Raw genomic sequence first — 21,305 nt, 5'->3', positions numbered from 1 at the left:
GCCGGGGGCGGGGGAGCCCCCGGCGTTCGGCGCGGGACTCGGGGGTGGTGCCCCGCGCCGAAGTTCCGCGGCCTCAAGGGGCCGTGGGGACCGTCAGAAGAACGTACGGACGTAGTCCACGACCGTGCCGTCCGCCTCGGCCACCGGGATCAGCGGCCACTTGTCGAAGGACGTGCACGGGTGTGACAGCCCCAGCCCGACCCAGTCGCCGACCTCCAGATCACCGGCCCGTTCCGTGGTCACCCAGGCGTGCTGGTCGGACAGCTTGGTGACGGTGACGCCGTCCGCCGGCCGCTCGGTGCCGTCCCGGCCGGACCGTACGACCTGGGCGCGCGGCAGGTCGAGGTCGTACGCCGCGTCGCGCTTGCCCGCGTTCAGGAACGCCTGCTCCGGGGTCGGGCGGGAGACGACCTGCGACCAGAGCCGGAAGGCGGGCTGCAGGGCGCCCTCGTCCGGGACGCGGTTGAAGGGGGTCAGGCGGCGGTAGTGGCCGTCGTCGTGGGAGACGTACGCGCCGGAGCGCAGCAGCTTCAGCAGCGGCCGGGACAGTTCGGGCGCCTCGTCGAAGACCTCGGCGACCGCGTCGAACCAGGCGCTGCCGCCCGCGCTGAGCACGATCTCGTCCAGGTCGGCGAAGCGCCCGGAACGGTCGAAGGCGACGGTGAGCGCGAGGAGGCGGCGCAGCCAGGCCGTCACCCGCTCGTGCGTCGCGTCGGGCACCTCGCCCTCGTATCCGGCAATGCCGACCAGGCGCAGGGTGTCCACGCCCGCCACGGCGTCGGCCAGTTCGACGCACTCGGTGTCGGTACGGACGCCGGTACGGGCGCCCTCGCCCGCGGCCAGCTCGATGACCACGTCCACCGGGCGGGTCGCGCCGGCCTCGCGCAGGGCGGCGTCCATCAGCTCGATGCCGCGCAGTGAGTCGACGTAGCAGATGCAGTGGAAGCCGGGGTCGGCGTCCAGTTCGGCGGCGAGCCAGCGCAGCGCGACGGCGTCGACGACCTCGTTGGCGAGGAAGATCCGCTGGATGCCGTAGGCGCGGTAGACGCGGACCTGGTGGGGGACGGCGGCGGTGATGCCCCAGGCGCCGCGGGCGAGTTGGCGGGCGAAGAGCTGCGGGGCCATGGAGGTCTTGCCGTGCGGGGCGAAGGCCAGGCCGTGCCGCTCGGAGTAGGTCTCCATCAGCGCCAGGTTGTGTTCCAGCGATTCGGCGGACAGGGCGAGGACGGGGGTGGTGAAGCCGCCGGTGAACAGGTTCCGGCGGTCGGCCGCCAGTTCGCCGACGGTACGGCCCTGGGCGTCCGGGGGAAGCCCCTTGAAGCGGTGGTCGACCCGCTCGTCCGCGAGGGTCTTCGCATGCCGCTCGGCGGTGGCTGCGTCGGCGCCGGACGCGGCGCCGGTGGCGCTGCGGTCGGCGTGGGGCGCGGCGGCCATGGGGCCTCCTCAAAGTTCTTGTTGCACTCTATGCAACACCCATTGCGCATATCGCTTACTGCTGTCTAACATCCGAGCCATCGCCGGGTCAATGGTGCGTAACACGTCGCGGAACGGCTCAACGGGCCCGTACGCAAAGGAGTGCAGAAGATCGTGACCACGTCCAGCAACGTCAGCGCCGACGGCAACGACGCGCCGGACGGCACCCCGCCCGCCCGGTACGAGGCCCCGGACGGCACCCCGCCCGCCCGGCCGGAAACCGCTGCCGTCACTGCCGCCACCACCGCCGTCGACGTCGTCTGTCTCGGCGAAACCATGGTCACCTTCATGCCCACCCGGCCGGGGCGACTCGCCGACGTACCCTCCTTCGAGCGTGGCATCGGCGGCGCCGAGTCCAACGTCGCCTGCGCCCTCGCCCGCACCGGCCACCGCACCCGCTGGATCTCCCGGGTCGGCGCCGACGGCTTCGGCGACCACGTCCGCGACGCCGTCGCCGTCTGCGGCGTGGACGTCTCCCACGTCCAGCGCGACCCGGCCCGCCCCACCGGCGTCTACTTCCGTACGGCCGGCGAACGCGCCACCGGTACGGAGACGGCAGCCGGCGAAGCCGAGGTGGCGTACTACCGCGCCGGGTCCGCCGCCTCCGCCATGTCCCCCGAACTGCTCGACACCGACGCCCTGCGCGACACCCGCGTCCTGCACCTCACCGGCATCACGGCAGCCCTCTCCGACAGCTGCCTCGACGTGCTGCGCACCCTCACCGCCCCGGCCCCCGGACGCCCCCTCGTCTCCTTCGACGTGAACTACCGCGTCGGCCTCTGGCGCGACCGCACCGTACGCGGCCCGGAACTCCTCCTCGACCTCGCCCGCCGCTGCGACCTGGTCTTCGTCGGTGCGGACGAGGCCGCGGCCGCCTGGGACCTGCACGGCCCCGACGCCGTACGCGCCGCCCTGCCCGAGCCCGCCGTCCTCGTCGTCAAACAGGGCGCCGACGGGGCCACCGCGTACGCCCGCCAGGCCGACGGCACCGACACGGTCACCACCGCCCCCGCCCTCACCGTCGACGTCGTCGCCCCGGTCGGCGCGGGTGACGCCTTCGCCGCCGGATTCCTCTCCGCCACCCTCCGCGACCTGCCCGTCTTCACCCGCATCCGGCACGGCCACCTGATGGCCGCCGCCTCCCTCACCGTCTCCGGCGACGTCGGCACACCCCCGCCCCGCCAGCTCGCCGACCACCTTGCGGGCCTCGACCCCGCCGCCTGGGGGAGACTGCGACTCGGCCCCGGCTGGACCACCGACGGTGACGCACCCACTGACCGCAGCAGCGGCACCACCAGCCACGGGGTGCACAACCCACGGGTGGAGGTCCGTACCCCATGAGTCAGACAGTCGACCGCGCACTGAGCATCCTGCCCCTGCTGGCGGAAGGCCCGGCCAACCTCGAACAGGTGGCGGGCCGGCTCGGCGTGCACAAGTCCACCGCCCTGCGCCTGCTGCGCACGCTCCACGAGCACGGCATGGTCTACCGCCAGAGCGACCAGCGCTACCGCCTCGGCGCCCGGCTCTTCGCCCTTGCCCAGCAGGCCGTGGAGAACCTCGACGTACGCGAGATCGCCCACCCGCACCTCGTCGAACTGAACGAGAAGTGCGGACACACCGTGCACCTCGCCGTGTACGAGGAGAACGAGGTCCTCTACATCGACAAGGTCGAGAGCCGCTACCCGGTACGGATGTACTCGCGCATCGGCAAACCGGTCGCCATCACCGTCGCCGCCGTCGCCAAACTGCTCCTCGCCGACCTGCCCGAGCCCGAGCGCCGCGCGCTCGCCGAAAAGCTCGAATACCCCCTCTACACGTCCCGTTCGACACCCCACGCCCAGGCCTTCCTGGCCGAGCTGGCCAAGGTGCGCGAACAGGGCTGGGCCACCGACCTCGGTGGCCATGAGGAGTCCATCAACTGCGTCGGGGCTCCCATCCGCGGCGCGGACGGCCGGCTCGTCGCCGCCATGTCGGTCTCCGCGCCGAATGTCGTCGTCACCGCCGAGGAACTCCTCACCCTGCTCCCGCAGGTGCGCCGCACCGCGGACGCCATCAGCCGGGAGTACTCCGGAAGCACCCCCGTACCCGAGCCGCACGACCGGAAATCCGACCCGCAAGACCAGAAGGAAGCCCGACCATGACCGAGAAGACCGCTCTCACCCCGGCCACCCACACCACACCGCCCGCCAAGTTCTCCCACGGCGTGAAGAAGGGCAACATCCTCCAGGTCGCCGGCCAGGTCGGCTTCCTGCCCGCCGTCGAGGGCCAGGCCCCCACCCCGGCCGGCCCCACCCTGCGCGAGCAGACCCTTCAGACCTTCGCCAACGTCAAGGCGATCCTCGAAGAGGGCGGCGCGACCTGGGACGACGTCATGATGATGCGCGTCTACCTCACCGACACCGACCACTTCGCCGAGATGAACGAGATCTACAACGCCTACTTTGAGGCCGAGGGCCTCAAAGAGGCGCCGGCCGCCCGTACGACGGTGTACGTCGGCCTCCCCAAGGGCCTCCTCATCGAGATCGACGCCCTCGCGGTGCTGAGCTGACCGGGACACCCCCTTGCCGTTACCACCGCTGAACCCGCCGCACGGTGCGGCGCCCCACCCGCCCGGGGCGCCGTGCCGCGGTCCCCCCTGCCTGGAACCACCCTGTCTGACAACGGAGTCGTCACATGGTCCACGCTGCCCTCACCGCTGCCGGGGCCCCCGCCACACCACCGGCACCACCCCACACCGGCGGCCTGCTGGCCCTCATACCAGGCACCCCCGGCCTCCTGACCGTCGCTGCCCTGGGAATCCTGCTCCTCCTCTTCCTCATCATCAAAGTCCGCCTCCAGCCCTTCGTAGCGCTACTGGGCGTCTCCATAGCCGTAGGCCTGGCAGCCGGCCTCTCCGTCACCGAACTCTTCGGCACAGTTCAGAAGTCCTCCCTCCCCTCCCTCATAGAGAGCGGCATGGGCGGCATCCTCGGACACGTCGCCATCATCATCGGCCTGGGCACCATGCTCGGCGCGATCCTCGAAGTCTCCGGCGGCGCGGAGGTATTGAGCGCGCGCCTGCTCGGCCTTTTCGGCGAACGCCGGGCGCCCCTGGCGATGGGCTTGACCGGCCTGATCTTCGGCATCCCGGTCTTCTTCGACGTAGGCATCTTCGTCTTGGCTCCCATCGTCTACGCAGCAGCCAAACGAAGCGGCAAATCCATCCTCCTCTACTGCATGCCGCTCCTCGCCGGCCTCTCCATGACCCACGCCTTCCTCCCACCCCACCCCGGCCCGGTCGCCGCCGCCGGCCTGTTCAAGGTGGACCTCGGCTGGATCATCCTCATGGGCATCGTCTGCGGCATCCCCGCCGTACTGGCCGCCTGGGGCTACGCCGCGTGGATCGGCAAGCGGATCTTCGTCCCCGTACCGCAGGACATGGTCGAGGCCGCGGAGGAGGCCCGCGACGCGGTGACAGCCGAACAGACGGCGGCAGGGGCTCAGCCCCACGAAAAACCGGTCGCCCTCGGCACCGTCCTCACCATCATCGGCACCCCCCTCGTCCTGATCCTCCTCGCCACCTTCTCCTCCATCGCCCTCGCCTCCTCCACCCTCCGCTCGATCGTCGAATTCTTCGGCAACCCCTTCGTGGCCCTGACGATCGCGCTGCTCCTCGCCTACTACCTCCTGGGCATCCGCCGCGGCTGGTCCCGCAAATCCCTGGAAACCGTCTCCACCGCATCCCTGAAGCCGGTCGGCAACATCCTGCTGGTGGTGGGCGCGGGCGGCATCTTCGGCGCCGTCCTCAAGGGCAGCGGCGTCGCCGACGCCCTCTCCGAGACCTTCCACAACGTCGGCCTGCCCGTCATCCTGCTCGCCTGGCTGGTCTCCGTCGTCCTGCGCGTAGCCCAGGGCTCGGCAACCGTCGCCATCGTCACCACGGCAGGCATCGTCCTGCCCCTGGTCGAAGGCCAGGGCCTCTCCCAGGCCCACCTCGCCCTGATCATCATGGCCATCTCGGCCGGCTCGATCTTCGCCTCGCACGTCAACGACGGCGGCTTCTGGATGGTCGCCAAGTACTTCGGCATCTCCGAACGCGACACGCTGAAGTCGTGGACGGTCCTGGAGACGGTGCTGTCGGTGGTGGGGTTCGCGGTGGCGGCGGGGGTGAGTTTGGCGGTGTAGGTCAGCCTCGCCCGCGACCGAGGCCCGCGAGCACCGCGTGCGCACGTTCGTCGGAGTCACTGGCAGTGGTGGCGGTACAGCCGTGGGCCGGGCGACGCGCTGCTGGAGTACGAGACGCAGCCCGCCGTCATGGGCGAGCCTGCTCCAACTGGCACGAGGCAGATCGATGCACTGCCGGAATGACGAGTTCACCGTGCGCGGGCGGAAGATGCTCGCCACGCTCGTCCGCGTTCCGGAGATCGACGGGACCTATGTCGAGCTGGAGGCGCAGGTGGTGGGTGCGGAGGAATTGCCGGGCGCTCTCGCGGATGTGCGGGCGGTTCTCGGCGATGGGGTGTCGGGCCGGGTGACCTGACGGCCGAGATGTACACCGATGCCATTCGGGCGCTCGGCGTGCCGAGGGAAAGTGACGGCCGGGGCCCGCCGTACTGCAGGCCCGGCCCGCAGAGCGTCGTCCGGGGGCAGAAGGCGAGCCCTAGCGACGCTTACCTACGAGCCCCGCCTGCTCGGCCCGTGCCAGGCGGGCCGGGTCGGCCTGTTCGCGGGCGCGGGTTGCCTTGTCCTCTTTGGCGATCTCCAGGAACAGGGCTTCCTCGGTGCCGGGTACGACGAGGATGCCGCCGAACGCCAGGTCGCCCGCGACCCAGGCGCCGTTCTCGGCCTCCTTCGGCCAGCGACGGCGGCCGATCACGTTGACCGCCCGGAGCCACGGTGCCGGGCCCTGGCCGCGGCCGGTGATCTTGAGGGTGAAGGAGGTGCCGTACTTGGACCAGTCGTCCGCGTCCTTCTTCGCGACGCGCGGCCAGAACTCCAGGGGGTAGTTCCGGAGCACTGCCCGGCACTTGCCGAGGCGGACGTTGAACACGAAGCGGTAGAGGGTGAAGAAGGCGAGGAAGACCGCGACGACGGCGAACAGGCTGAGGAACGGGGAGTCCCAGATAGCGGTCCGCGTCAGCACGATGGGCACGGCGACCAGTACGGCGATGATCACCAGCCGCAGCGCCAGGTCCCCGAGCAGGCGCCGGGTGGCGCGTCCGAGGACGCGGTCGACGTCGACGGGGGCGGGCGATACGGGCGGGGCCGTGGCGCGGGATGCGTCGGTCAAGGTCGTCTCCTCAAGCTTTCCGGGCCGGTTCAGCCGAAGATGTCGCGGAGGGAGCCGCCGCCGGGGTCCCGCTGGGCGGGGTCCTCGGCCTCGGTTCCCTTCGCGCGCGCCGGGTCGGTGAAGGTCAGGGTGGCCGCCGTACCGAGCAGTACGTCGCGGTAATCGCCGGCCAGTCGCACGGCGGCCGTCACCAGCTGCACCACGATGATGTCGGGCGTACCGGTGCCGGTCACGGCCACCGTGCCCTGCCAGACCGTGCCCTGCGGCGGGCCGTCGGCGCCTTCCGGCGTCCTGCCGGGAGCCGTGGTGCGGCGCTCGGTCTCGGAGAGGAACCCCAGGCCGCAGGGGAGTTCGACCGGGGTGAGGATCTCGCCGGGCGGCCGGTCCCCGGGTGCGCCCAAGAGGCCGGCGAGAACGAGTTTCGGATTGACGCCGGTGGCCGGGACGGTGGACACGGTCAGGACGGAGAACGCGATGCCGCCCGCGCCGTCCGGGTGCAGGCCGATCGCGCAGCCCTGCACCTCCTGGTCGTTGAGCAGGGTCAGGATGCCCGCGTAGAAGCGGAACGCGCCCTCGGCCCGGTCGCGTACGCCGTCGGGCAGCGCGCGGACCTGGGCGGCGAGGTCGTCGATGCGTTCCAGGGACGGGTGGAGGTCCAGCCGTACGCAGCCCTCGGGCAGCCCGTACCAGAAGGCGGGGCGGGGCTCGGCCGCCGGTTCGGCGAAGGCGCCGTTCATGAGGTGACCGCCGGTCGGTGTCCGGGAGAGTGGTTCACGCGATGCCCTCCAGTCCGGCGATGCCGTGCAGGGTCGCGGCGGCCTTCGTGCTCTCGGCGGTGTTGTGACCGGCGCCTTCCTTCGGCAGCCAGCCCAGGCTCTCGGCGGAGGACGCGAGGTTGGCGGTGACGTTGACGCCGTTGGCGCTGATCTCCGTGACCCGCTTCGCGGCCTCCCGGCCGCCCGCGCTGAACGCGGCGGCGCCCTCCTCGGCGGCGGCCGTCGCCTTGCCGGAGAAGGCGGGCACGATCTCCTTGGCGAACCCGGAGACCTGCTCGGAACGGGAGACCGCCACGCCCCACCGCTCGGCCGTCACCGACGCCTCGAAGACCTCCTTGCCGGCGCGTCCCAGCGCGCCGACGCCGGGGATCATGCCGACGGTGTCACCGGCCAGCGAGGCGTAGGCGGCGAAGGTGTCCGAGCCGCCCTTCTCGCCCGCCAGCGCGGCTCTGAATTCGGGGTCGGAGAGGTTCTTGGTCATGGACGCGGCGCTGGCGGCCACCGCGATGCCGGCGAAGAGCGGTGTCAGCGGGGTGGGGAAGAGCGCCAGCAGGCCGGCGATGGCGCCGATGGTGCCCGCGTGCTCGTACAGGAACGCGCCGACGGCCTTGATGCCGTCCCAGATCGCGTCGACGGCCTTGCTCAGCCAGTCCGGTTCCCTCGGGGCGAGCTTGTCGGTGGCGCCGTCGAGTTCCTTGGCGACCGTCTCGGCCTGGTCGGCGTGGCTGGTCTCCAGCCGCTCGGCCTTGCTGATGACGTCGTTGTACGAGCTGTTGGCGCTGTTGAGCGCGGTGGTCGCCTCGTTGAGGCTGCGCTCGGCCGCCCGCAGCCGCTGTTCGGCCGCGTCAGCCTCCGCCTGGGAGGGGAACTGCTGCCCGGCCAGCTTGAGATCGGGGTGCTGCGCGGCCTGCGAGCGGTGCGCCGCGGCCCGTTCGGCGGCGGCCTTGCGCTCGCCCGCCTCGTCGTCGTACTTGCGTGCAAGGTCGCGATTGGAGGTCAGGTCGCCGTCCCAGACCTTCAGTTGCGCGGACGCTTTCTCCAGGGAGCGGGCGGCATTCTTGATATAGGTAAGCAGTTCGCCGTCCAGCGCTTCACGGAATGCCTTGGCCGCTTCGCCCTGCCAGTAACTGCTTTCGCCGATGAGCTGCTGAATCTGGTGGTGGCAGGTGCGCAGCGCGGTGGCTGCCCTGGTCACTTTCTGCTGGAGCGCGGTGACTTCGGAGGGGATGCCGGGTACGGGGTTCCAGCCGAGGTGCGCGTAGGGGTTCGCCGCCACTACTTGGCCCCTCCGCCCTGGCCGGCCGAGGTGGATTTCTGCGTGATCTCCTTCAGGGCTGCTTCGAGGGCCTTCTCGACCTCTTCGTAGCCCTTCTTGTTGGACTTCACGCCCTCGCTGATCGCGTCGATCATCTTCTTGGTCTGATCGGACCCGTACTTCCAGCGGTCCTGGAATCCGTCGCACGCCTCGTCCAGGCGACCGGTGCCGATCTGGTCGGACCGTACGCGGGCGAGGGCCGAGCGGGCCTCGTTCAGTTCCCGGACACAGCCTTCGAGGGTCTTGAGAAAGGCCCCCAGCTGGTCTGTGTCCGTTGCGAAATGCTCCCCCATGGAACGAAGGACTCCCTAACCGGTGATCGCCTCAATACGGACAAGGGGCGAAGTCCCGTACCTGCGCGCACGAAGGTGAATCGGAGCCGGGGATTCGCCGTAGGGGCACCTTGCATTGCGGGGAAATGGCTGCCCTCTCCGGATTTATCGATCTTGTTCCGGGGCGTTCTTCTCCGGGGTAAAGGGATGGTATAGCGGGACTTGTCCGGCGCTGCGACAGCAGAACTCCGGATACTTGCGCAAGCGTACAAGTATCGGAGTCCGCTGCCGGCCGGTGCGTCACCGGGGCCGCGATGACGGCCGCGGCCCCGGCGAACGGCTTTCCGGTTCAGCGGGTCCGGCAGTACTGCGCTTCCTTGCCGATCGAGCGGTACATGCAGTCGCTGTTCTCCAGGAGTTGCAGGACCGCGTCCCGGTTGCGCGCGGTTTCCCGCGCGATGACGGAGTCACGGGGGTAGAAACCGCCCTGGCCCGCCGAGGAGGGGTACATCTCGAAGGTGTAGGCGAAGATCTTCTGGTTGCCCCAGAGCCAGTCGTCGATGGAGCCGTCGGTGATGTAGAGGTCGCTGGCCTGTTCCGGCGTGTAGCCGTTGCTGGCGGCCATGGACTTGCCGACGGCGGCGAAGGCGTCGCGGTCGTCCTGGGTCATGCCGGGGGCGGTGTCGCTGTAGGTGTAGCCGTACGGCCACAGGACCAGTTCGCTGTACGTGTGGAAGTCGATGGCGGTCTTGATCTGCTGGACGCCGCCGACGACCCGGCCGCGGACGAAGTCGGAGACGACCTTGACCTCGGGTGCGGACGCGGGGGACGGGCCGCGGTAGGTCTCGGAGCCGGTGCTGCCCGAGGAGCCGCCGCAGCAGCCCCACTTGAAGTCCCAGTTGCGGTTGAGGTCGGTGCCGACGTTCGCGGAGCCGGCGTTGGGCTGGCGGTTCTTGCGCCAGCTGCGGAAGGAGCCGGTGGCGATGTCGTACGCGCCGCCGTCCGGGTTCACGTCCGGGATGATCCAGATCTCGCGGGAGTCGAGCATCTTGGTGACGCGCGGGTCGCTGCCGTACTTGGACGTGTAGTCATTGAGCAGGTAGAGGGCCATCTCGACGGTCAGGTGTTCGCGCGCGTGCTGGTGCGCGGTGAACAGGACCTCGGGTTCGTTCTCGTCCTGGGCGACGTTCTTGCTCAGCTTCAGGGCGAGGATGTCCCGGCCTTGGTACGACGTGCCGATGACCCGCTTGCTGAGGATGGCCGGGTACTTGGCGACCAGGTTGTTGATCTCCGCGGTGGCCTCGGCGTAGTTGTGGTACTTGCCGTAGCCGGAGGGGAAGTCCTTGACGCGGTCGCCGGCGCCCGACGGGGGCGCGGGCAGCGCCCGCAGCCGGTGGCCGAGCTTGCGTACGAGGGTGGCCTGCGCGGTGTCCGCGGTGATGACGACGGTGCGGCCGTGCACCTCGTCGATGGACACGCCCGTCGAGGCGAGGGCGCTGCGCTGGGCGGCGGTGGTGAGACCGGTGATCTCGTACTGGCGGGGTGCTCCGGTGTCCGCCGCCGTGGTGCCGGCGGCAGCCGTGCTGGTGGGAGTGGACTGACGAGGGGAGTCCTCCGCGCGGGCGGCGAGGGGTGCGGCCAGCGCGAGGGAGAGGAGTGCGGTGAGGACGGTGGTCCGTCTGCCGCGTAACCGTGGTCGCATGGTGTGACCTCCGTGGGGGTGTGAGGCGGGCGACGGCGCCAGTGTTTTGCCATGGCATGGCTCGGTCAATGCCTCGCGTTGACGCAAACACGCCAAATTCCCGCCGGTTTCCGGAAGATTGTTGCCAGGGGCCTGTGCCGCACCAACAATGCGCACGACAAGTCCGGCGCCACGCCGGACTCACCAGTGTGAGAGGACCCCCACATGAACAGACCTCTCGTCGGCGCCCTGGCCACGGCCGTCCTGGGCGCTACGGCGCTCATGGGCGCCAGCGGCACGGCCAGTGCCGTCACGACGGCGGACGCGACGGACCGGGGCGCGGCCCGGACCGCGGCGGCGCCGCAGCTCCAGGCCGAGCCGGCGGCCCCGGCCGCGGCGCAGGCCAAGGGCAAGGCCGTGACCTTCGCGGGCACGGTCGCGCTCAGCAACTGCTCGGGTTCGATCGTCCGGATGCCGACTTCGACCGACAACGACCCGGCCCTGGTCATGTCCAACGGCCACTGCCTGGAGTCCGGCATGCCCGACCCGGGCGAGGTCGTCGTCGACCAGCCCTCCAACCGCACCTTCACCGTGCTGAACGCCTCGGCCGGCAACCTCGGCACGGTACGCGCCACCAAGGTCGCGTACGCGACCATGACCGACACCGACGTGTCGTTCTACGAACTCTCCTCCACCTACGCCCAGATAAAGCAGCGCTACGGCATCAAGGCGCTGGACATCGCCACCACCCACCCGGCCAAGGGCGCCGCCATCACCGTCGTCTCCGGGTACTGGAAGAAGACGTACTCCTGCAACGTGGACGGGTTCGTCCATCAGTTGAAGGAGGGCGGTTACGTCATGAAGGACTCGGTCCGCTACACCTCCGCCTGCAAGACGATCGGCGGAACGTCCGGCTCGCCGGTCATCGACGTGGCTTCCGGCAAGGTGGCCGCCATCAACAACACGGGCAACGAGAGCGGCCAGCGCTGCACGATGAACAACCCGTGCGAGGTCGACGAGAACGGCAAGGTCACCGTACGCAAGGGCATCAATTACGCCCAGCAGATCTACACCATCCCCAAGTGCTTCGGCACCGGCAACAAGCTGGACCTGGGGCGGCAGGGGTGTGTGCTTCCCAAGCCGTGACGGCGGGGAGCCCCCGATAACCCGTAGAACGTGAGCGACCGGCCGCGCTGCCCGAGCGCGGCCGGTCGTCTGCCGTTGGTCCGGAGGCCGTACGGCGGGTTACGGCAGGCCGTGGACGTGCGCCCCCACCTGGCTCGCGAACGCGTTGCCGCTCGCCGCGTCCCAGTTCGTGGACCAGGCCATCGCGCCCCGCAGCCCCGGGTACGTCTTCGACGGCTTGAACGAGCCGCAGTTCTTGCCCTGCGTCAGGCAGTCCAGCGCCGCGTTCACCACGGACGGCGCCGCGTACCCGCCGCCCGCCGCGCGGGACGACGCCGGGACGCCGATGCCCACCTGTGACGGGTCGAGGCCGCCCTCCAGCTGGATACAGGCGAGCGAGGTGAGGAAGTCCACCGTGCCCTGGGAGTACACCTTGCCGTCGCAACCGTTCATCGAGCCGCTGTTGTAGTACTGCATGTTGACGGCCGTGAGGAAGTCCTTGATGTCCAGGGCCGTCTTGAAATACTCGTTCTGCGGCGACTGCATGTCGATCGTCTGCGGCGCCATGGTGACGACCACATCGCTGTGCTGCGCGTGCACGGCCTTGAGGGCCTGCGTCATGTAGGTCGAGTCGAGGCCGTTCTCCAGGTCGATGTCGACGCCGTCGAAGCCGTACTCGTCCATGAGCTTGCCGAGCGAGTCGGCGAAGTTCCTGGCAGAGGCGTCAATCAGTGACGGACACCGCGCCCTTCTCGCCGCCGACCGAGATGATCACCGACTTGCCGGCCGCCTGCTTGGCCTTGATGTCCGCCTTGAACGCGTCGGCGGAGCCGTAGCCGACGGCCGGGTCGAGGTGGAAGTCCAGTCCGCCGGGCGTGGCCGTCGCCTCGGCGAAGGAGACCGCGATGATGTCATAGGCGTCCGGGACGTCCTTGAGCTTCTGGACGGTGGCGCCGTTGTCGAAGTTCTGCCAGTAACCGGTGACGGCGTGCTTCGGTACGGCCGCGGAGTGCGCCGCCGTGGGGGCGTGGCCCGCCGGGGCCTTGGCGGTGCCGGACGCCGGTGCCTCGGCCGCGCCGGCGGTGCCGGCCGCGACGAGTCCGGCGGTGGTCAGTGCGGCGGCGACCAGCCCCGCCGGCAGTCTCGGGACGCGTCGTGTCGTGTGTCCCGCGTGCCGCGGCTGGGCCGGTCGTCCCGGCTGTTCTGAACGTGCGCGTACCACTGGTGCCTCCGTGGGGGGAGTTGGGCTTGGTGGTGCTGTTGCGCGTTCAGGGGCCCCTGAGCTGCTGTGGTGCTGATGATGCGTGTGATGCGTCGTACTGGCGTACAAGGTGGTCCAGACCAATGTGCATGTCAAGGGGTGCCGCGGAAGCGGCACTTCACCGGTGGGAGGGGAGCGGCGGAAGCAAGGAGATGCCAAGGCGGGCGTCCAGTACCCCAGAACGTGTTCTCCAGGGCGGAACTCGTCGATAAGGTGCTGAGCCAACAGCAGTGCCGACAGCGCCAACAGTGCCGACAGCGCCAGCAGCGCAGTGGGGGACGCGACGTGCCGACCGCGATTGCAGTCACCAGCGCCGACCTCGCGCTGCCCGCCACCGACCGGCAGACCCCGGCCGCCGTGCTCGTCCGGCCGCCGCACGCCCAGCCGTTGGACGACGCGCTGACCGAGCTGGGCGCGGTGCTGGAGCACCACGGCCACCTCGTCGCGCTCTACTCCACCGCCTGCCCGCCCGGCCACGTCCGGCGGCTGCACACCCTGCGCGCGGTCCTGGAGTCCGACCGGTTCGCGATCGTGCCGCTGGACCTGCCGCCGCTCGGCCTGGCCGTACTGGCGCACCAGCTCCGGCAGTTGTCCCTCTGCGACTTCAGCCCCGGACTGCTGGCCTGCGCCGCCCGCCTGCTGGCCCACTACGTGCACGCGGGCGCCCTGCTCGGCAGCGTCGCACGCCTCGACAGGGTGGCGACGGACCTCCGCTCCCACCTGCGGTCCTGGGTGCCCGGCACGCACTTCGCGGTGCTCGCCAACCCGGACCCGCAGCTGGTCCGCCTCGACCGGCACGCCGAACGGGCCGCCGAAGCGGGCCTGCGCCCGCCCGGCTTCGCCACCCGGCTCGCCTACGCGCGCGGTCAGCTCTCCGGCGAGTGGGTCGGGGGCGTCCTGGCGCGCTCCTGGCAGGTGCAGGGGACGTACGAGGTCCCGTTGCCCGCCGAGTCGGCGGCGTGGTGGGGCACGCACAAGGTGACCGAGTTCGCGGCGGCCATCCCGGATCTGTCGGTGCTCTACCAGCTCGTGGCGTCCGTACGGAGAGAGGAGTGCCGCTGGTGCGGACTCGAACTCATCGGCGACCGGTGCGCGTTCTGCTCGGCGCCGACCGCCGCCCCGGCCCCGGGCCCGGCCGCGGGCGGTGGGCGCCGTACGGAGGCGGCTCCGCGGCCCCTCACCGGCCCGCGTGCGGCGCCGCCGGACACCGCCTCGCCGGGCTCCTCCTTGCTGCGGCGCCGCGGCCTGGCGCCGGTGGCGCCGGGCGGCGTCCCCGGCCCCGAACCGGGAAGGCGGACGGCCGTACGGGCCCGCTGACCCCGGCCGCCGTACCGGACCGGTACGGGGACCGCCCGCGCCGGGCACGGCACCCCGGCCCGTACCGGCAGCAGCACCGGCCACCCCGCCCGGCACCGGCTGCCGCCCCCGCCTCTGCCTGCCCCGCCCCTGCCCGTACCGACTCCGACGAGGTCCCGCACTCATGAACTCACGCCAGCGCCGCGGAGTGATCCTGCTGCTCCTGTCGGTCCTCTGCGCGCTCGGCGCGTTCGTCGGCGTGCTGTCGGTGATCCGCAACGTGGAGTCCAAGGTCGGCCCGGAGCGCACCGCGTACCGGCTGAAGGCGGATGTGGCCGCCTACCAGGCGCTGGACCCCGGTCAGTTCGAGAAGGTGGACATACCCGAGCGCTGGCTGCCGTCCACCGCCGTCACCGATCTGGCCCGGGTCCGTGGGAAGATCGCGGTGACGCCGCTGCACAAGGGCTCGCTCCTCCAGGACGACATGGTCGTCGACCGCCCGGCGCTCAAGCCGGGGCAGCAGGAGATCGCCATCATGATCGACGCGGCCACCGGCGTGGCCGGGAAGATCAACCCCGGTGCCCGGGTGAACATCTACGCCACCTTCGAGGGCAAGCGCGCGGCCGACCGGCCCGTATCGAAGGTGATTGTGGCGAACGCCCAGGTCATCGACCGGGGCAAGCTCACGCCACTGGAGAACAAGGACCCCGGCGACACCCGCTCCTCCAGCACCCGCCGCGCCACCGACGCGGTGCCGATCACCTTCGCGCTGAGCACCCAGGACGCCCAGCGCGTCGCCTACGCGGAGTCCTTCGCCACCCATGTACGGCTCGCCCTCGTCGCCCCCGGCACCGAGGCCGAGATCCCGCCCGGCGAGCGCACCTACACCCTCGACGGCGACAAGTGACCCGGAGGCACTGGTGACCATCCGCATCCTCCCGGCGGTCGGCGAGCCTGACGCGGCCCGCGCCGTGTCATCGCTGCTCAGCCAGTTGCCGGGCGCCGAGCCCGCGCCACCGGTCGCCGACTCCACCGCCCTGCTCGACGCGCTGGACCGGGCTGCGTCCCGGGCCGCCGCCGGCTCCCCGGAACTGCCGGGGCCACCGCTCGCGGCCGTGGACGAACTGCCCGAGGTCGTCCTCGTCCACGAGCGCATCGGCCCGGTGCCCGCGCTGGAGCTGATCCGCGACATCGCGCTGCGTTTCCCCGCCGTCGGCGTCGTACTGATCACCACCGACGCGGGCCCGGCCCTGTTCGCCGCCGCCATGGACGCGGGCGCGCGCGGCATCGTCGGGCTGCCGCTCGGCTACGACGAACTGGCGGCCCGGGTGCAGGCCGCGGCCCAGTGGGCCGCAGGCGTACGGGTTCACCTGGGCGGCGGGCACGAGGCCGCGTCCGGACCGGCCGGCACGCTCGTCACCGTCACCGGTGCCAAGGGCGGCGTCGGCACGACAGTCACCGCCGTGCAGCTCGCGCTCGCCGCGCGCGCCGCCGGGCGCAGCGTCGCGCTGGTCGACATGGACCTCCAGTCCGGCGATGTGGCTTCTTACCTGGACGTGCAGTTCCGCCGTTCGATCGTCGACCTCGCGGGCATCCAGGACATCTCCGTACGCGTCCTCCAGGACGCCGTGCACGCCCACCACACCGGCCTGGGCCTGCTGCTGGCGCCGGAGGAGGGCGAGCGCGGCGAGGAGGTGGACGACCGGGCCGCCCGTACGGTCCTGGCGGCGCTGCGCTCGCGCTACGAGCTGGTGGTGGTGGACTGCGGCTCGCAGATGCAGTCCGCCAACGCCGCGGCCGTTGAACTCTCCGACACCGCCCTCCTCGTGACGACGCCGGACGTGGTGTGCGTACGGGCCGCCAAGCGCCTCGTGCGGCTCTGGGACCGGCTCCAGATCCGCAAGGCCGAGGACACCACGACCGTCGTCAACCGCCTCACCCGTAACACCGAGATCCAGCCGCCACTGGTCGGCAAGGCCACCGGCACCCAGGTGGCCCGGACCCCTGTACCGGCCGGCTTCAAGGAGCTCCAGCCGTACGTCGACGCCGGCCGGATGCAGGATCTGGACGCCCGGTCCACCGTCCGGCAGGCGCTGTGGGCGCTGGCGGGGGAGCTGGGCCTGGTCGACGCGCCGGCCGCGGCACGGCAGGGACGGGGCAGCCACCGCGCCCGTACGCCGCTGACCGGGCGGCGCCGCAAGGCTCTGACGGCCGGGCCCGCGGCGGGGGAGCCGGGCGCTCCGGGAGCCTTCGGCCCGGCCGGTCCCCACGAGGAGGGCTGAGGGATGCGCCGCCCACGGCTGGGCGACGACCGCGGCCAGATCTCCGTCGAACTCCTCGGGCTGGCCCCGCTGATCCTGGCCGTCCTCGTCCTGCTCTGGCAGTTCGTGCTCGTCGGCTACACGTACGCGCTCGCCGCCAACTCGGCCGACAAGGGCGCACGGGCGGGCACCGCAACCGAGACGGGCGGCCCGGCCGCGTGCGCGGCGGCCGCCAGGAAGGACCTGCCCGGCGCGTGGACGGGCGATGCCGAGATCTCGTGCGCTCCCGAGGGCGGCCTGTGGAAGGCCCGGGTGGGCCTCCAGGTGCCGGTGCTCTTCCCCGGCGCGGTGAACTTCCCGTGGCGCGTCGTGGGCACGGCGGGCGCGGCGGAGGAGGAGGGGGCATGACGACGACGGTGCGTGTCCGGGGAGGGCGAAGGGCGCGCCGCCTGCGGGACGACCGCGGCCAGATCTCCATCGAATTCCTCGGCTTCCTGCCGATCCTGCTGGTCATCGCCCTCGCCGTGATCCAGCTCGGCCTGGCCGCGTACGCCGTCCAGCAGGCCGGTACGGGAGCACGCGCCGCCGCCCGTACGGCCACCCTCGACGCGGCCGACCGCAAGACGAGCCCGGCGGCGGCGGGCAAGGCGGCCATGAGCGGCTGGGTCGGCGCGGACGCCGACGTCCAGGCGTCCGAGGGCGGCGGCGAGGTCCGGGCGACCGCGACCGTGGAGATCCCCTCCGTCATCCCCGGTGCCGGACCCTGGCACGCCACCCGCAGCGCCACCATGGCGCTGCCCGCCGAACCCGGAGGAACCACCACCCCATGAGCCTCAAAGCCCGCATCGCCGCGCCGGAGGCTCCCCCGGCGGGCCGCGAGGACGGCCACCTCGTCGCGGTGTACCGCGCCAAGCTGCTGGCGGAGATCGACCTCGCCGAGATGTCGGCGCTCGCCGCGGCCGAACGCCGCACCCGCCTGGAGCGCGTCCTCGGCCACATCATCAGCCGCGAGGGCCCGGTCCTGTCCACCGCCGAACGCGCCCAGCTCATCCGCCGCGTGGTGGACGAGGCGCTCGGCCTCGGCGTCTTGGAACCGCTCCTCGAAGACGCCTCGGTCACCGAGATCATGGTCAACGGCCCCGACCAGGTCTACGTCGAACGGCACGGCCGGGTGGAGCTGGTCCCCGTCCGCTTCGCCTCCCACGAACAGCTCATGCAGACGATCGAACGCATCGTCTCCACCGTCAACCGCCGGGTGGACGAGTCCAACCCGATGGTCGACGCGCGGCTGCCCTCCGGGGAGCGCGTCAACGTCATCATCCCGCCGCTCGCGCTGAACGGCGCCACCCTCACCATCCGCCGCTTCCCCCGCGCGTACACACTGCCCGAACTGATCGGCATGGGCACGCTCGACGACCAGATGGTGATGCTGCTCGCCGGACTGGTCCGGGCCAAGTTCAACGTCGTCGTCTCCGGCCCCACCGGCGCGGGCAAGACCACCCTGCTCAACGCCCTTTCCGGACTCATCCCCGAGGGCGAGCGGATCATCACCGTCGAGGACGCCGCCGAACTCCAGCTCCAGCAGACCCATGTGATCCGCCTGGAGTCCCGACCGCCCAACGTGGAGGGTAAGGGCCGCATCACCATCCGCGACCTCGTCCGCAACTCCCTGCGCATGCGCCCCGACCGCATCATCGTCGGCGAGGTCCGCGGCGGAGAGACCCTCGACATGCTCCAGGCGATGTCCACCGGCCACGACGGCTCACTCGCCACCGTGCACGCCAACAGCGCCGAGGACGCCCTGATGCGCCTCCAGACCCTGGCGTCCATGTCCGACGTCAAGGTCCCCTTCGAGGCGCTGCGGGACCAGATCAACAGCGCCGTCGACTGCATCGTGCAGATCACCCGGCACGCCGACGGCTCCCGCCGCATCGGCGAGATCGCCATCCTCGACTCGCACGGCCACGCCGATCACCGCCTCGCCACCGTCTGCCGCTTCGAGGCCGAGCCGAGCGGCGCCGACCGCACCGTACGCGGCCGCTTCGGCTACTTCCCGCTGCCGCGCCGCGTCGCCGAACGGCTCTACCTCGCCGACGAACCCGTACCCCCGGCCTTCGGCGTCGCCGCCTCCGCCGACCGGCTCGCCACCCGAGACGCCTCGTAGCGGCCCACCACTGGAGGACGGACCCGCGCCCATGTCCCTGGACAGCATCGCCCTGCTCACCCTCGGCACCGCCCTGCTCTGCGCCACGCTGGCCGTCGTGGGCCTGCGGCTGTACGCCTCCGGACGCGAGCGGCACCAGGCCCTCGTCGACCGGCTCTCCGACGGCCACGGCCTGCCCCGGCCGGGCCACGGCCGCCGCTTCGCCGCGGTGGACCGCCGGCTGCGCGCCACCCGCCTCGGGCGCGCCCTGGAACTGCGGCTGGCCGCCACCGGCCTGGACGTCACCCCCGGCGAGTTCTTCGTGTACCTGCTCGCCGTCGTCGCCGGGGTCTGGATCGCCGCGCAGGCGGTCCTGGCCCCCTTCTTCGGGCCCCTCGCGGCCCTGGCGGCCGTCTGGTCCGCGTACGCCTTCCTCAACTGGCAGCGGCAGAAACGTATCGAGAAGTTCATCAACCAGCTGCCCGAGCTGTCCCGCATCCTCGCCAACGCCACCCAGGCAGGGCTGGCCCTGCGCACCGCCCTGGGCATGGCGGCCGAGGAGCTGGAGGCACCGGCCGGCGAGGAACTGGCCAAGGTGTCCGACAAACTGGCCGTCGGCCACTCCCTCGACGAGGCCCTCGACGAACTCGCCGCCCGGCTGCCCTCCCGCGAACTCGTCGTCCTGGTCACCACCCTGGTGCTGTCCAACCGCGCGGGCGGCACGGTCGTCGGTTCGCTGCGCAACCTCACCAAGACCCTGGAGGAACGCAAGGAAACCCGGCGCGAGGTGCGCACCCAGCTCTCCCAGGTCGTCGTGACGGCGTACGTCGTGCCGTTCCTCGGCCTGGGCACCCTGCTGCTGATGAACCGCATCGCGCCCGGGGCCATCGACCGGATGACGGCCACGTTCCTGGGGCAGGCCGCGGTGGTCGTGGCCTTCGTCCTGTACGCCGTCGGGTTCTTCGTGATCCGCCGCATCTCCAAGATCGACGTCTGACGGCACGGCCCCCGACGGCCCGCCCCGCCCCACCCGGCCCCCACCTCGAAGGCACCCACCCATGGGAATCGGAACGACCGGACTGCTCCTCGCCCTCGCGCTCGCCCTCTCCGTCGCGGGCATCTGCTACGGCGTCGCCCTGTACCGCCGCGAGGCCAGGCTGCCTCCGGACATCGCCGTCGCCCTGGAGGTCGGCTCGTCCCGCACCACCGTCGTCGGCTCGGCGGTGGACCGGGCGGGTATGCGCTACGCGCCCCTCGTACTACGCCTGATGGGGGAGAAGCGGGTGGCCAAGGTGCGCAGGCGCATCGATCTGGCGGGCAACCCCGGCGGCCTGACCGTGGACCGCTACGCCGCCCGCCGCGCGGTCTACTGCTTCCTCGGCTTCGGCGGCGCGTTCGTCATGCTGCTGCGCTCCCAGCTGCTGCTCGCCCTCCTCCTGGTCGCCTTCGGCCTCCTCTGGAACGAGGTCGGCATCTGGGCCGCGATTCGCCAACGCAAGGACACCATCGAACGCACCCTGCCCGACTTCCTCGACGTCCTGGCCGTCGTGGTCAGCGCGGGGCTCGGCTTCCGCCAGGCCCTGGACCGGGTGGCCGACAAGTACGAAGGGCCCTGGGCCGACGAGCTGCGGATCACCCTGCGGCAGCTGGACATGGGCGTCAGCCGCCGCGAGGCGTTCGAGGAACTGCGCAGACGCAACGACTCCGAACAGGTCGCCCAGTTCGTCACCGCGCTCCAGCAGGGCGAGGAACTGGGCTCCCCGATCGTCGACACCCTCATCCAGATCGCCGACGACATGCGCCGCACCGACGCGCAGAACGCCCGGCGGCGCGCCGCCCGCGCGGTGCCCAAGGCGACCATGGTGGTCACCACGTTCATGGTCCCCGCCACGATGATCCTGCTCGTCGCGGGCTTCTTCCTCGGGTCCGGTACCAACTTCGGCTCACTGATGGGTGACTGACGTACGCGGGCGGGGCGGGGCGGGGCACCGGGTGGGGCGCCCGTCAACTCCCGTAGGTCCGTGCCCCCTTCCGCGTCTCGAATCGGCTCCTGTTGGGCAAACGCCCTTCGCGTACGCAACGGTATGTGGCACAGTCGGCATCCGTGTGTTCCCGGGACCCGGCCGCACCGCCGGGCACACCGGGACGGGTGGAGACGGCGCTGTCGGCGAGGACGGGCGGGGGTGGGGAGAATGCCGTCGGCTGGTACGGGCGTACCGGGCGATCCGGACGTACCGAAGATGCCGGAGTTACCGGGCAAGCCGGGCGGCCGTACGGGACCGGGTTCCCCGCCGAGGCTTCAACCCGCTCCCGCGGGAAAGGAATGCGGGCGGACGCCCTGTTCCGGGACCGGTGTTCCGGCGTACTTTTCTCGTGTCGCGAGCGAGCGTGTGCGCAGCGTGCTCACGTCCGGTGTACGCGTGTTCGGTGTGC

At 71.4% G+C, this 21,305-nt stretch carries 20 protein-coding genes and 1 pseudogene; 14 read left to right on the top strand and 7 right to left on the bottom strand.

Going from position 1 to position 21,305, the window contains the following annotated elements:
- Window positions 1-93: 93 nt before the first annotated feature.
- The gene (locus ACZ53K_RS01375) at window positions 94-1,434 is read right to left on the bottom strand and encodes an amino acid deaminase (RefSeq protein ID WP_468830441.1); all 1,341 of its coding nucleotides are present in this window, start codon (window positions 1,432-1,434) and stop codon (window positions 94-96) included.
- A 315-nt stretch (window positions 1,435-1,749) separates the two neighbouring features.
- Between ACZ53K_RS01375 and ACZ53K_RS01370 the strand changes: the two genes are divergently transcribed.
- The 5 genes from ACZ53K_RS01370 (at window position 1,750) to ACZ53K_RS01350 (ending at window position 5,992) form a co-directional block, all read left to right on the top strand.
- Window positions 1,750-2,814: a sugar kinase gene (locus tag ACZ53K_RS01370; protein WP_468830800.1), complete on the top strand. Its 1,065-nt coding sequence runs from the start codon at window positions 1,750-1,752 to the stop codon at window positions 2,812-2,814.
- Window positions 2,811-3,614, top strand: a complete 804-nt coding sequence (locus ACZ53K_RS01365) for an IclR family transcriptional regulator (protein ID WP_468830439.1) — start codon at window positions 2,811-2,813, stop codon at window positions 3,612-3,614. Before ACZ53K_RS01370 ends, ACZ53K_RS01365 begins: the two co-directional genes overlap by 4 nt.
- Complete coding sequence (locus tag ACZ53K_RS01360) at window positions 3,611-4,021, top strand: RidA family protein (RefSeq protein WP_468830437.1); 411 nt, start codon at window positions 3,611-3,613, stop codon at window positions 4,019-4,021. The genes ACZ53K_RS01365 and ACZ53K_RS01360 overlap by 4 nt, the downstream gene beginning before the upstream one ends.
- Before the next feature lie 125 nt (window positions 4,022-4,146).
- Complete coding sequence (locus tag ACZ53K_RS01355) at window positions 4,147-5,637, top strand: GntP family permease (protein ID WP_468830435.1); 1,491 nt, start codon at window positions 4,147-4,149, stop codon at window positions 5,635-5,637.
- Window positions 5,638-5,803: 166 nt separating this feature from the next.
- On the top strand, window positions 5,804-5,992 hold the full coding sequence (locus ACZ53K_RS01350) for a hypothetical protein (RefSeq protein WP_468830433.1): 189 nt from the start codon (window positions 5,804-5,806) through the stop codon (window positions 5,990-5,992).
- A 120-nt stretch (window positions 5,993-6,112) separates the two neighbouring features.
- Here ACZ53K_RS01350 and ACZ53K_RS01345 read toward each other — a convergent pair whose 3' ends face one another.
- The 5 genes from ACZ53K_RS01345 to ACZ53K_RS01325 all read right to left on the bottom strand — a co-directional run bounded on the left by ACZ53K_RS01345 (window position 6,113) and on the right by ACZ53K_RS01325 (window position 10,807).
- Window positions 6,113-6,742 carry a hypothetical protein gene (locus ACZ53K_RS01345; RefSeq protein WP_468830431.1) on the bottom strand — a complete coding sequence of 210 codons (630 nt, stop codon included), beginning with the start codon at window positions 6,740-6,742 and terminating at the stop codon, window positions 6,113-6,115.
- A 29-nt stretch (window positions 6,743-6,771) separates the two neighbouring features.
- The gene (locus ACZ53K_RS01340; protein WP_468830429.1) at window positions 6,772-7,479 is read right to left on the bottom strand and encodes a hypothetical protein; all 708 of its coding nucleotides are present in this window, start codon (window positions 7,477-7,479) and stop codon (window positions 6,772-6,774) included.
- A gap of 34 nt (window positions 7,480-7,513) precedes the next feature.
- On the bottom strand, window positions 7,514-8,794 hold the full coding sequence (locus tag ACZ53K_RS01335; protein ID WP_468830427.1) for a putative T7SS-secreted protein: 1,281 nt from the start codon (window positions 8,792-8,794) through the stop codon (window positions 7,514-7,516).
- Window positions 8,794-9,126, bottom strand: coding sequence for a hypothetical protein (locus ACZ53K_RS01330; protein WP_468830425.1), 333 nt, complete (start codon window positions 9,124-9,126; stop codon window positions 8,794-8,796). The genes ACZ53K_RS01335 and ACZ53K_RS01330 overlap by 1 nt, the downstream gene beginning before the upstream one ends.
- A gap of 328 nt (window positions 9,127-9,454) precedes the next feature.
- Window positions 9,455-10,807 (bottom strand): M14 family metallopeptidase, encoded by a 1,353-nt coding sequence (locus ACZ53K_RS01325; protein ID WP_468830423.1) that lies wholly within the window; start codon window positions 10,805-10,807, stop codon window positions 9,455-9,457.
- Window positions 10,808-11,011: 204 nt separating this feature from the next.
- Here ACZ53K_RS01325 and ACZ53K_RS01320 point away from each other — a divergent pair, with 204 nt between their 5' ends.
- On the top strand, window positions 11,012-11,932 hold the full coding sequence (locus ACZ53K_RS01320; protein WP_468830421.1) for a S1 family peptidase: 921 nt from the start codon (window positions 11,012-11,014) through the stop codon (window positions 11,930-11,932).
- 99 nt (window positions 11,933-12,031) lie between these two features.
- Here ACZ53K_RS01320 and ACZ53K_RS01315 read toward each other — a convergent pair.
- Window positions 12,032-13,052, bottom strand: a pseudogene (locus ACZ53K_RS01315) (chitinase).
- Between the two features lie 405 nt (window positions 13,053-13,457).
- Here ACZ53K_RS01315 and ACZ53K_RS01310 point away from each other — a divergent pair.
- From ACZ53K_RS01310 to ACZ53K_RS01275, 8 genes are all read left to right on the top strand, one after another.
- A complete protein-coding gene (locus ACZ53K_RS01310; RefSeq protein ID WP_468830419.1) occupies window positions 13,458-14,489 on the top strand; it encodes a hypothetical protein in 1,032 nt (343 codons plus the stop codon).
- Window positions 14,490-14,652: 163 nt separating this feature from the next.
- Entirely contained in the window at window positions 14,653-15,375 is a 723-nt protein-coding gene (cpaB, locus tag ACZ53K_RS01305; RefSeq protein WP_468830417.1) for a Flp pilus assembly protein CpaB, read from the top strand.
- A gap of 13 nt (window positions 15,376-15,388) precedes the next feature.
- A complete protein-coding gene (locus tag ACZ53K_RS01300; protein WP_468830415.1) occupies window positions 15,389-16,750 on the top strand; it encodes an AAA family ATPase in 1,362 nt (453 codons plus the stop codon).
- A gap of 3 nt (window positions 16,751-16,753) precedes the next feature.
- Window positions 16,754-17,137 carry a TadE family protein gene (locus tag ACZ53K_RS01295; RefSeq protein ID WP_468830413.1) on the top strand — a complete coding sequence of 128 codons (384 nt, stop codon included), beginning with the start codon at window positions 16,754-16,756 and terminating at the stop codon, window positions 17,135-17,137.
- Window positions 17,134-17,559 carry a TadE/TadG family type IV pilus assembly protein gene (locus tag ACZ53K_RS01290; RefSeq protein WP_468830411.1) on the top strand — a complete coding sequence of 142 codons (426 nt, stop codon included), beginning with the start codon at window positions 17,134-17,136 and terminating at the stop codon, window positions 17,557-17,559. The genes ACZ53K_RS01295 and ACZ53K_RS01290 overlap by 4 nt, the downstream gene beginning before the upstream one ends.
- Window positions 17,556-18,893: a CpaF family protein gene (locus ACZ53K_RS01285; RefSeq protein WP_468830409.1), complete on the top strand. Its 1,338-nt coding sequence runs from the start codon at window positions 17,556-17,558 to the stop codon at window positions 18,891-18,893. Before ACZ53K_RS01290 ends, ACZ53K_RS01285 begins: the two co-directional genes overlap by 4 nt.
- 31 nt (window positions 18,894-18,924) lie before the next feature.
- Complete coding sequence (locus tag ACZ53K_RS01280) at window positions 18,925-19,869, top strand: type II secretion system F family protein (RefSeq protein WP_468830407.1); 945 nt, start codon at window positions 18,925-18,927, stop codon at window positions 19,867-19,869.
- A gap of 61 nt (window positions 19,870-19,930) precedes the next feature.
- Window positions 19,931-20,833: a DUF5936 domain-containing protein gene (locus tag ACZ53K_RS01275; RefSeq protein WP_468830405.1), complete on the top strand. Its 903-nt coding sequence runs from the start codon at window positions 19,931-19,933 to the stop codon at window positions 20,831-20,833.
- The last annotated feature ends 472 nt before the right edge of the window (window positions 20,834-21,305 follow it).

It is taken from the genome of Streptomyces sp. NPDC033221 (assembly GCF_055577005.1).
Note: the sequence above shows the minus strand (reverse complement) of the source record. Positions and strands in the feature narration are given on the sequence as shown.

Bases quoted from the DNA above. Each gene is read 5' to 3' on its own strand.
- ACZ53K_RS01375 (WP_468830441.1), bottom strand. From the start codon at position 1,434: ATGGCCGCCGCGCCCCACGCCGACCGCAGCGCCACCGGCGCCGCGTCC.
- ACZ53K_RS01370 (WP_468830800.1), top strand. From the start codon at position 1,750: ATGGTCACCTTCATGCCCACCCGGCCGGGGCGACTCGCCGACGTACCC.
- ACZ53K_RS01365 (WP_468830439.1), top strand. From the start codon at position 2,811: ATGAGTCAGACAGTCGACCGCGCACTGAGCATCCTGCCCCTGCTGGCG.
- ACZ53K_RS01360 (WP_468830437.1), top strand. From the start codon at position 3,611: ATGACCGAGAAGACCGCTCTCACCCCGGCCACCCACACCACACCGCCC.
- ACZ53K_RS01355 (WP_468830435.1), top strand. From the start codon at position 4,147: ATGGTCCACGCTGCCCTCACCGCTGCCGGGGCCCCCGCCACACCACCG.
- ACZ53K_RS01350 (WP_468830433.1), top strand. From the start codon at position 5,804: ATGCACTGCCGGAATGACGAGTTCACCGTGCGCGGGCGGAAGATGCTC.
- ACZ53K_RS01340 (WP_468830429.1), bottom strand. From the start codon at position 7,479: ATGAACGGCGCCTTCGCCGAACCGGCGGCCGAGCCCCGCCCCGCCTTC.
- ACZ53K_RS01330 (WP_468830425.1), bottom strand. From the start codon at position 9,126: ATGGGGGAGCATTTCGCAACGGACACAGACCAGCTGGGGGCCTTTCTC.
- ACZ53K_RS01325 (WP_468830423.1), bottom strand. From the start codon at position 10,807: ATGCGACCACGGTTACGCGGCAGACGGACCACCGTCCTCACCGCACTC.
- ACZ53K_RS01320 (WP_468830421.1), top strand. From the start codon at position 11,012: ATGAACAGACCTCTCGTCGGCGCCCTGGCCACGGCCGTCCTGGGCGCT.
- cpaB (WP_468830417.1), top strand. From the start codon at position 14,653: ATGAACTCACGCCAGCGCCGCGGAGTGATCCTGCTGCTCCTGTCGGTC.
- ACZ53K_RS01295 (WP_468830413.1), top strand. From the start codon at position 16,754: ATGCGCCGCCCACGGCTGGGCGACGACCGCGGCCAGATCTCCGTCGAA.
- ACZ53K_RS01290 (WP_468830411.1), top strand. From the start codon at position 17,134: ATGACGACGACGGTGCGTGTCCGGGGAGGGCGAAGGGCGCGCCGCCTG.
- ACZ53K_RS01285 (WP_468830409.1), top strand. From the start codon at position 17,556: ATGAGCCTCAAAGCCCGCATCGCCGCGCCGGAGGCTCCCCCGGCGGGC.
- ACZ53K_RS01280 (WP_468830407.1), top strand. From the start codon at position 18,925: ATGTCCCTGGACAGCATCGCCCTGCTCACCCTCGGCACCGCCCTGCTC.
- ACZ53K_RS01275 (WP_468830405.1), top strand. From the start codon at position 19,931: ATGGGAATCGGAACGACCGGACTGCTCCTCGCCCTCGCGCTCGCCCTC.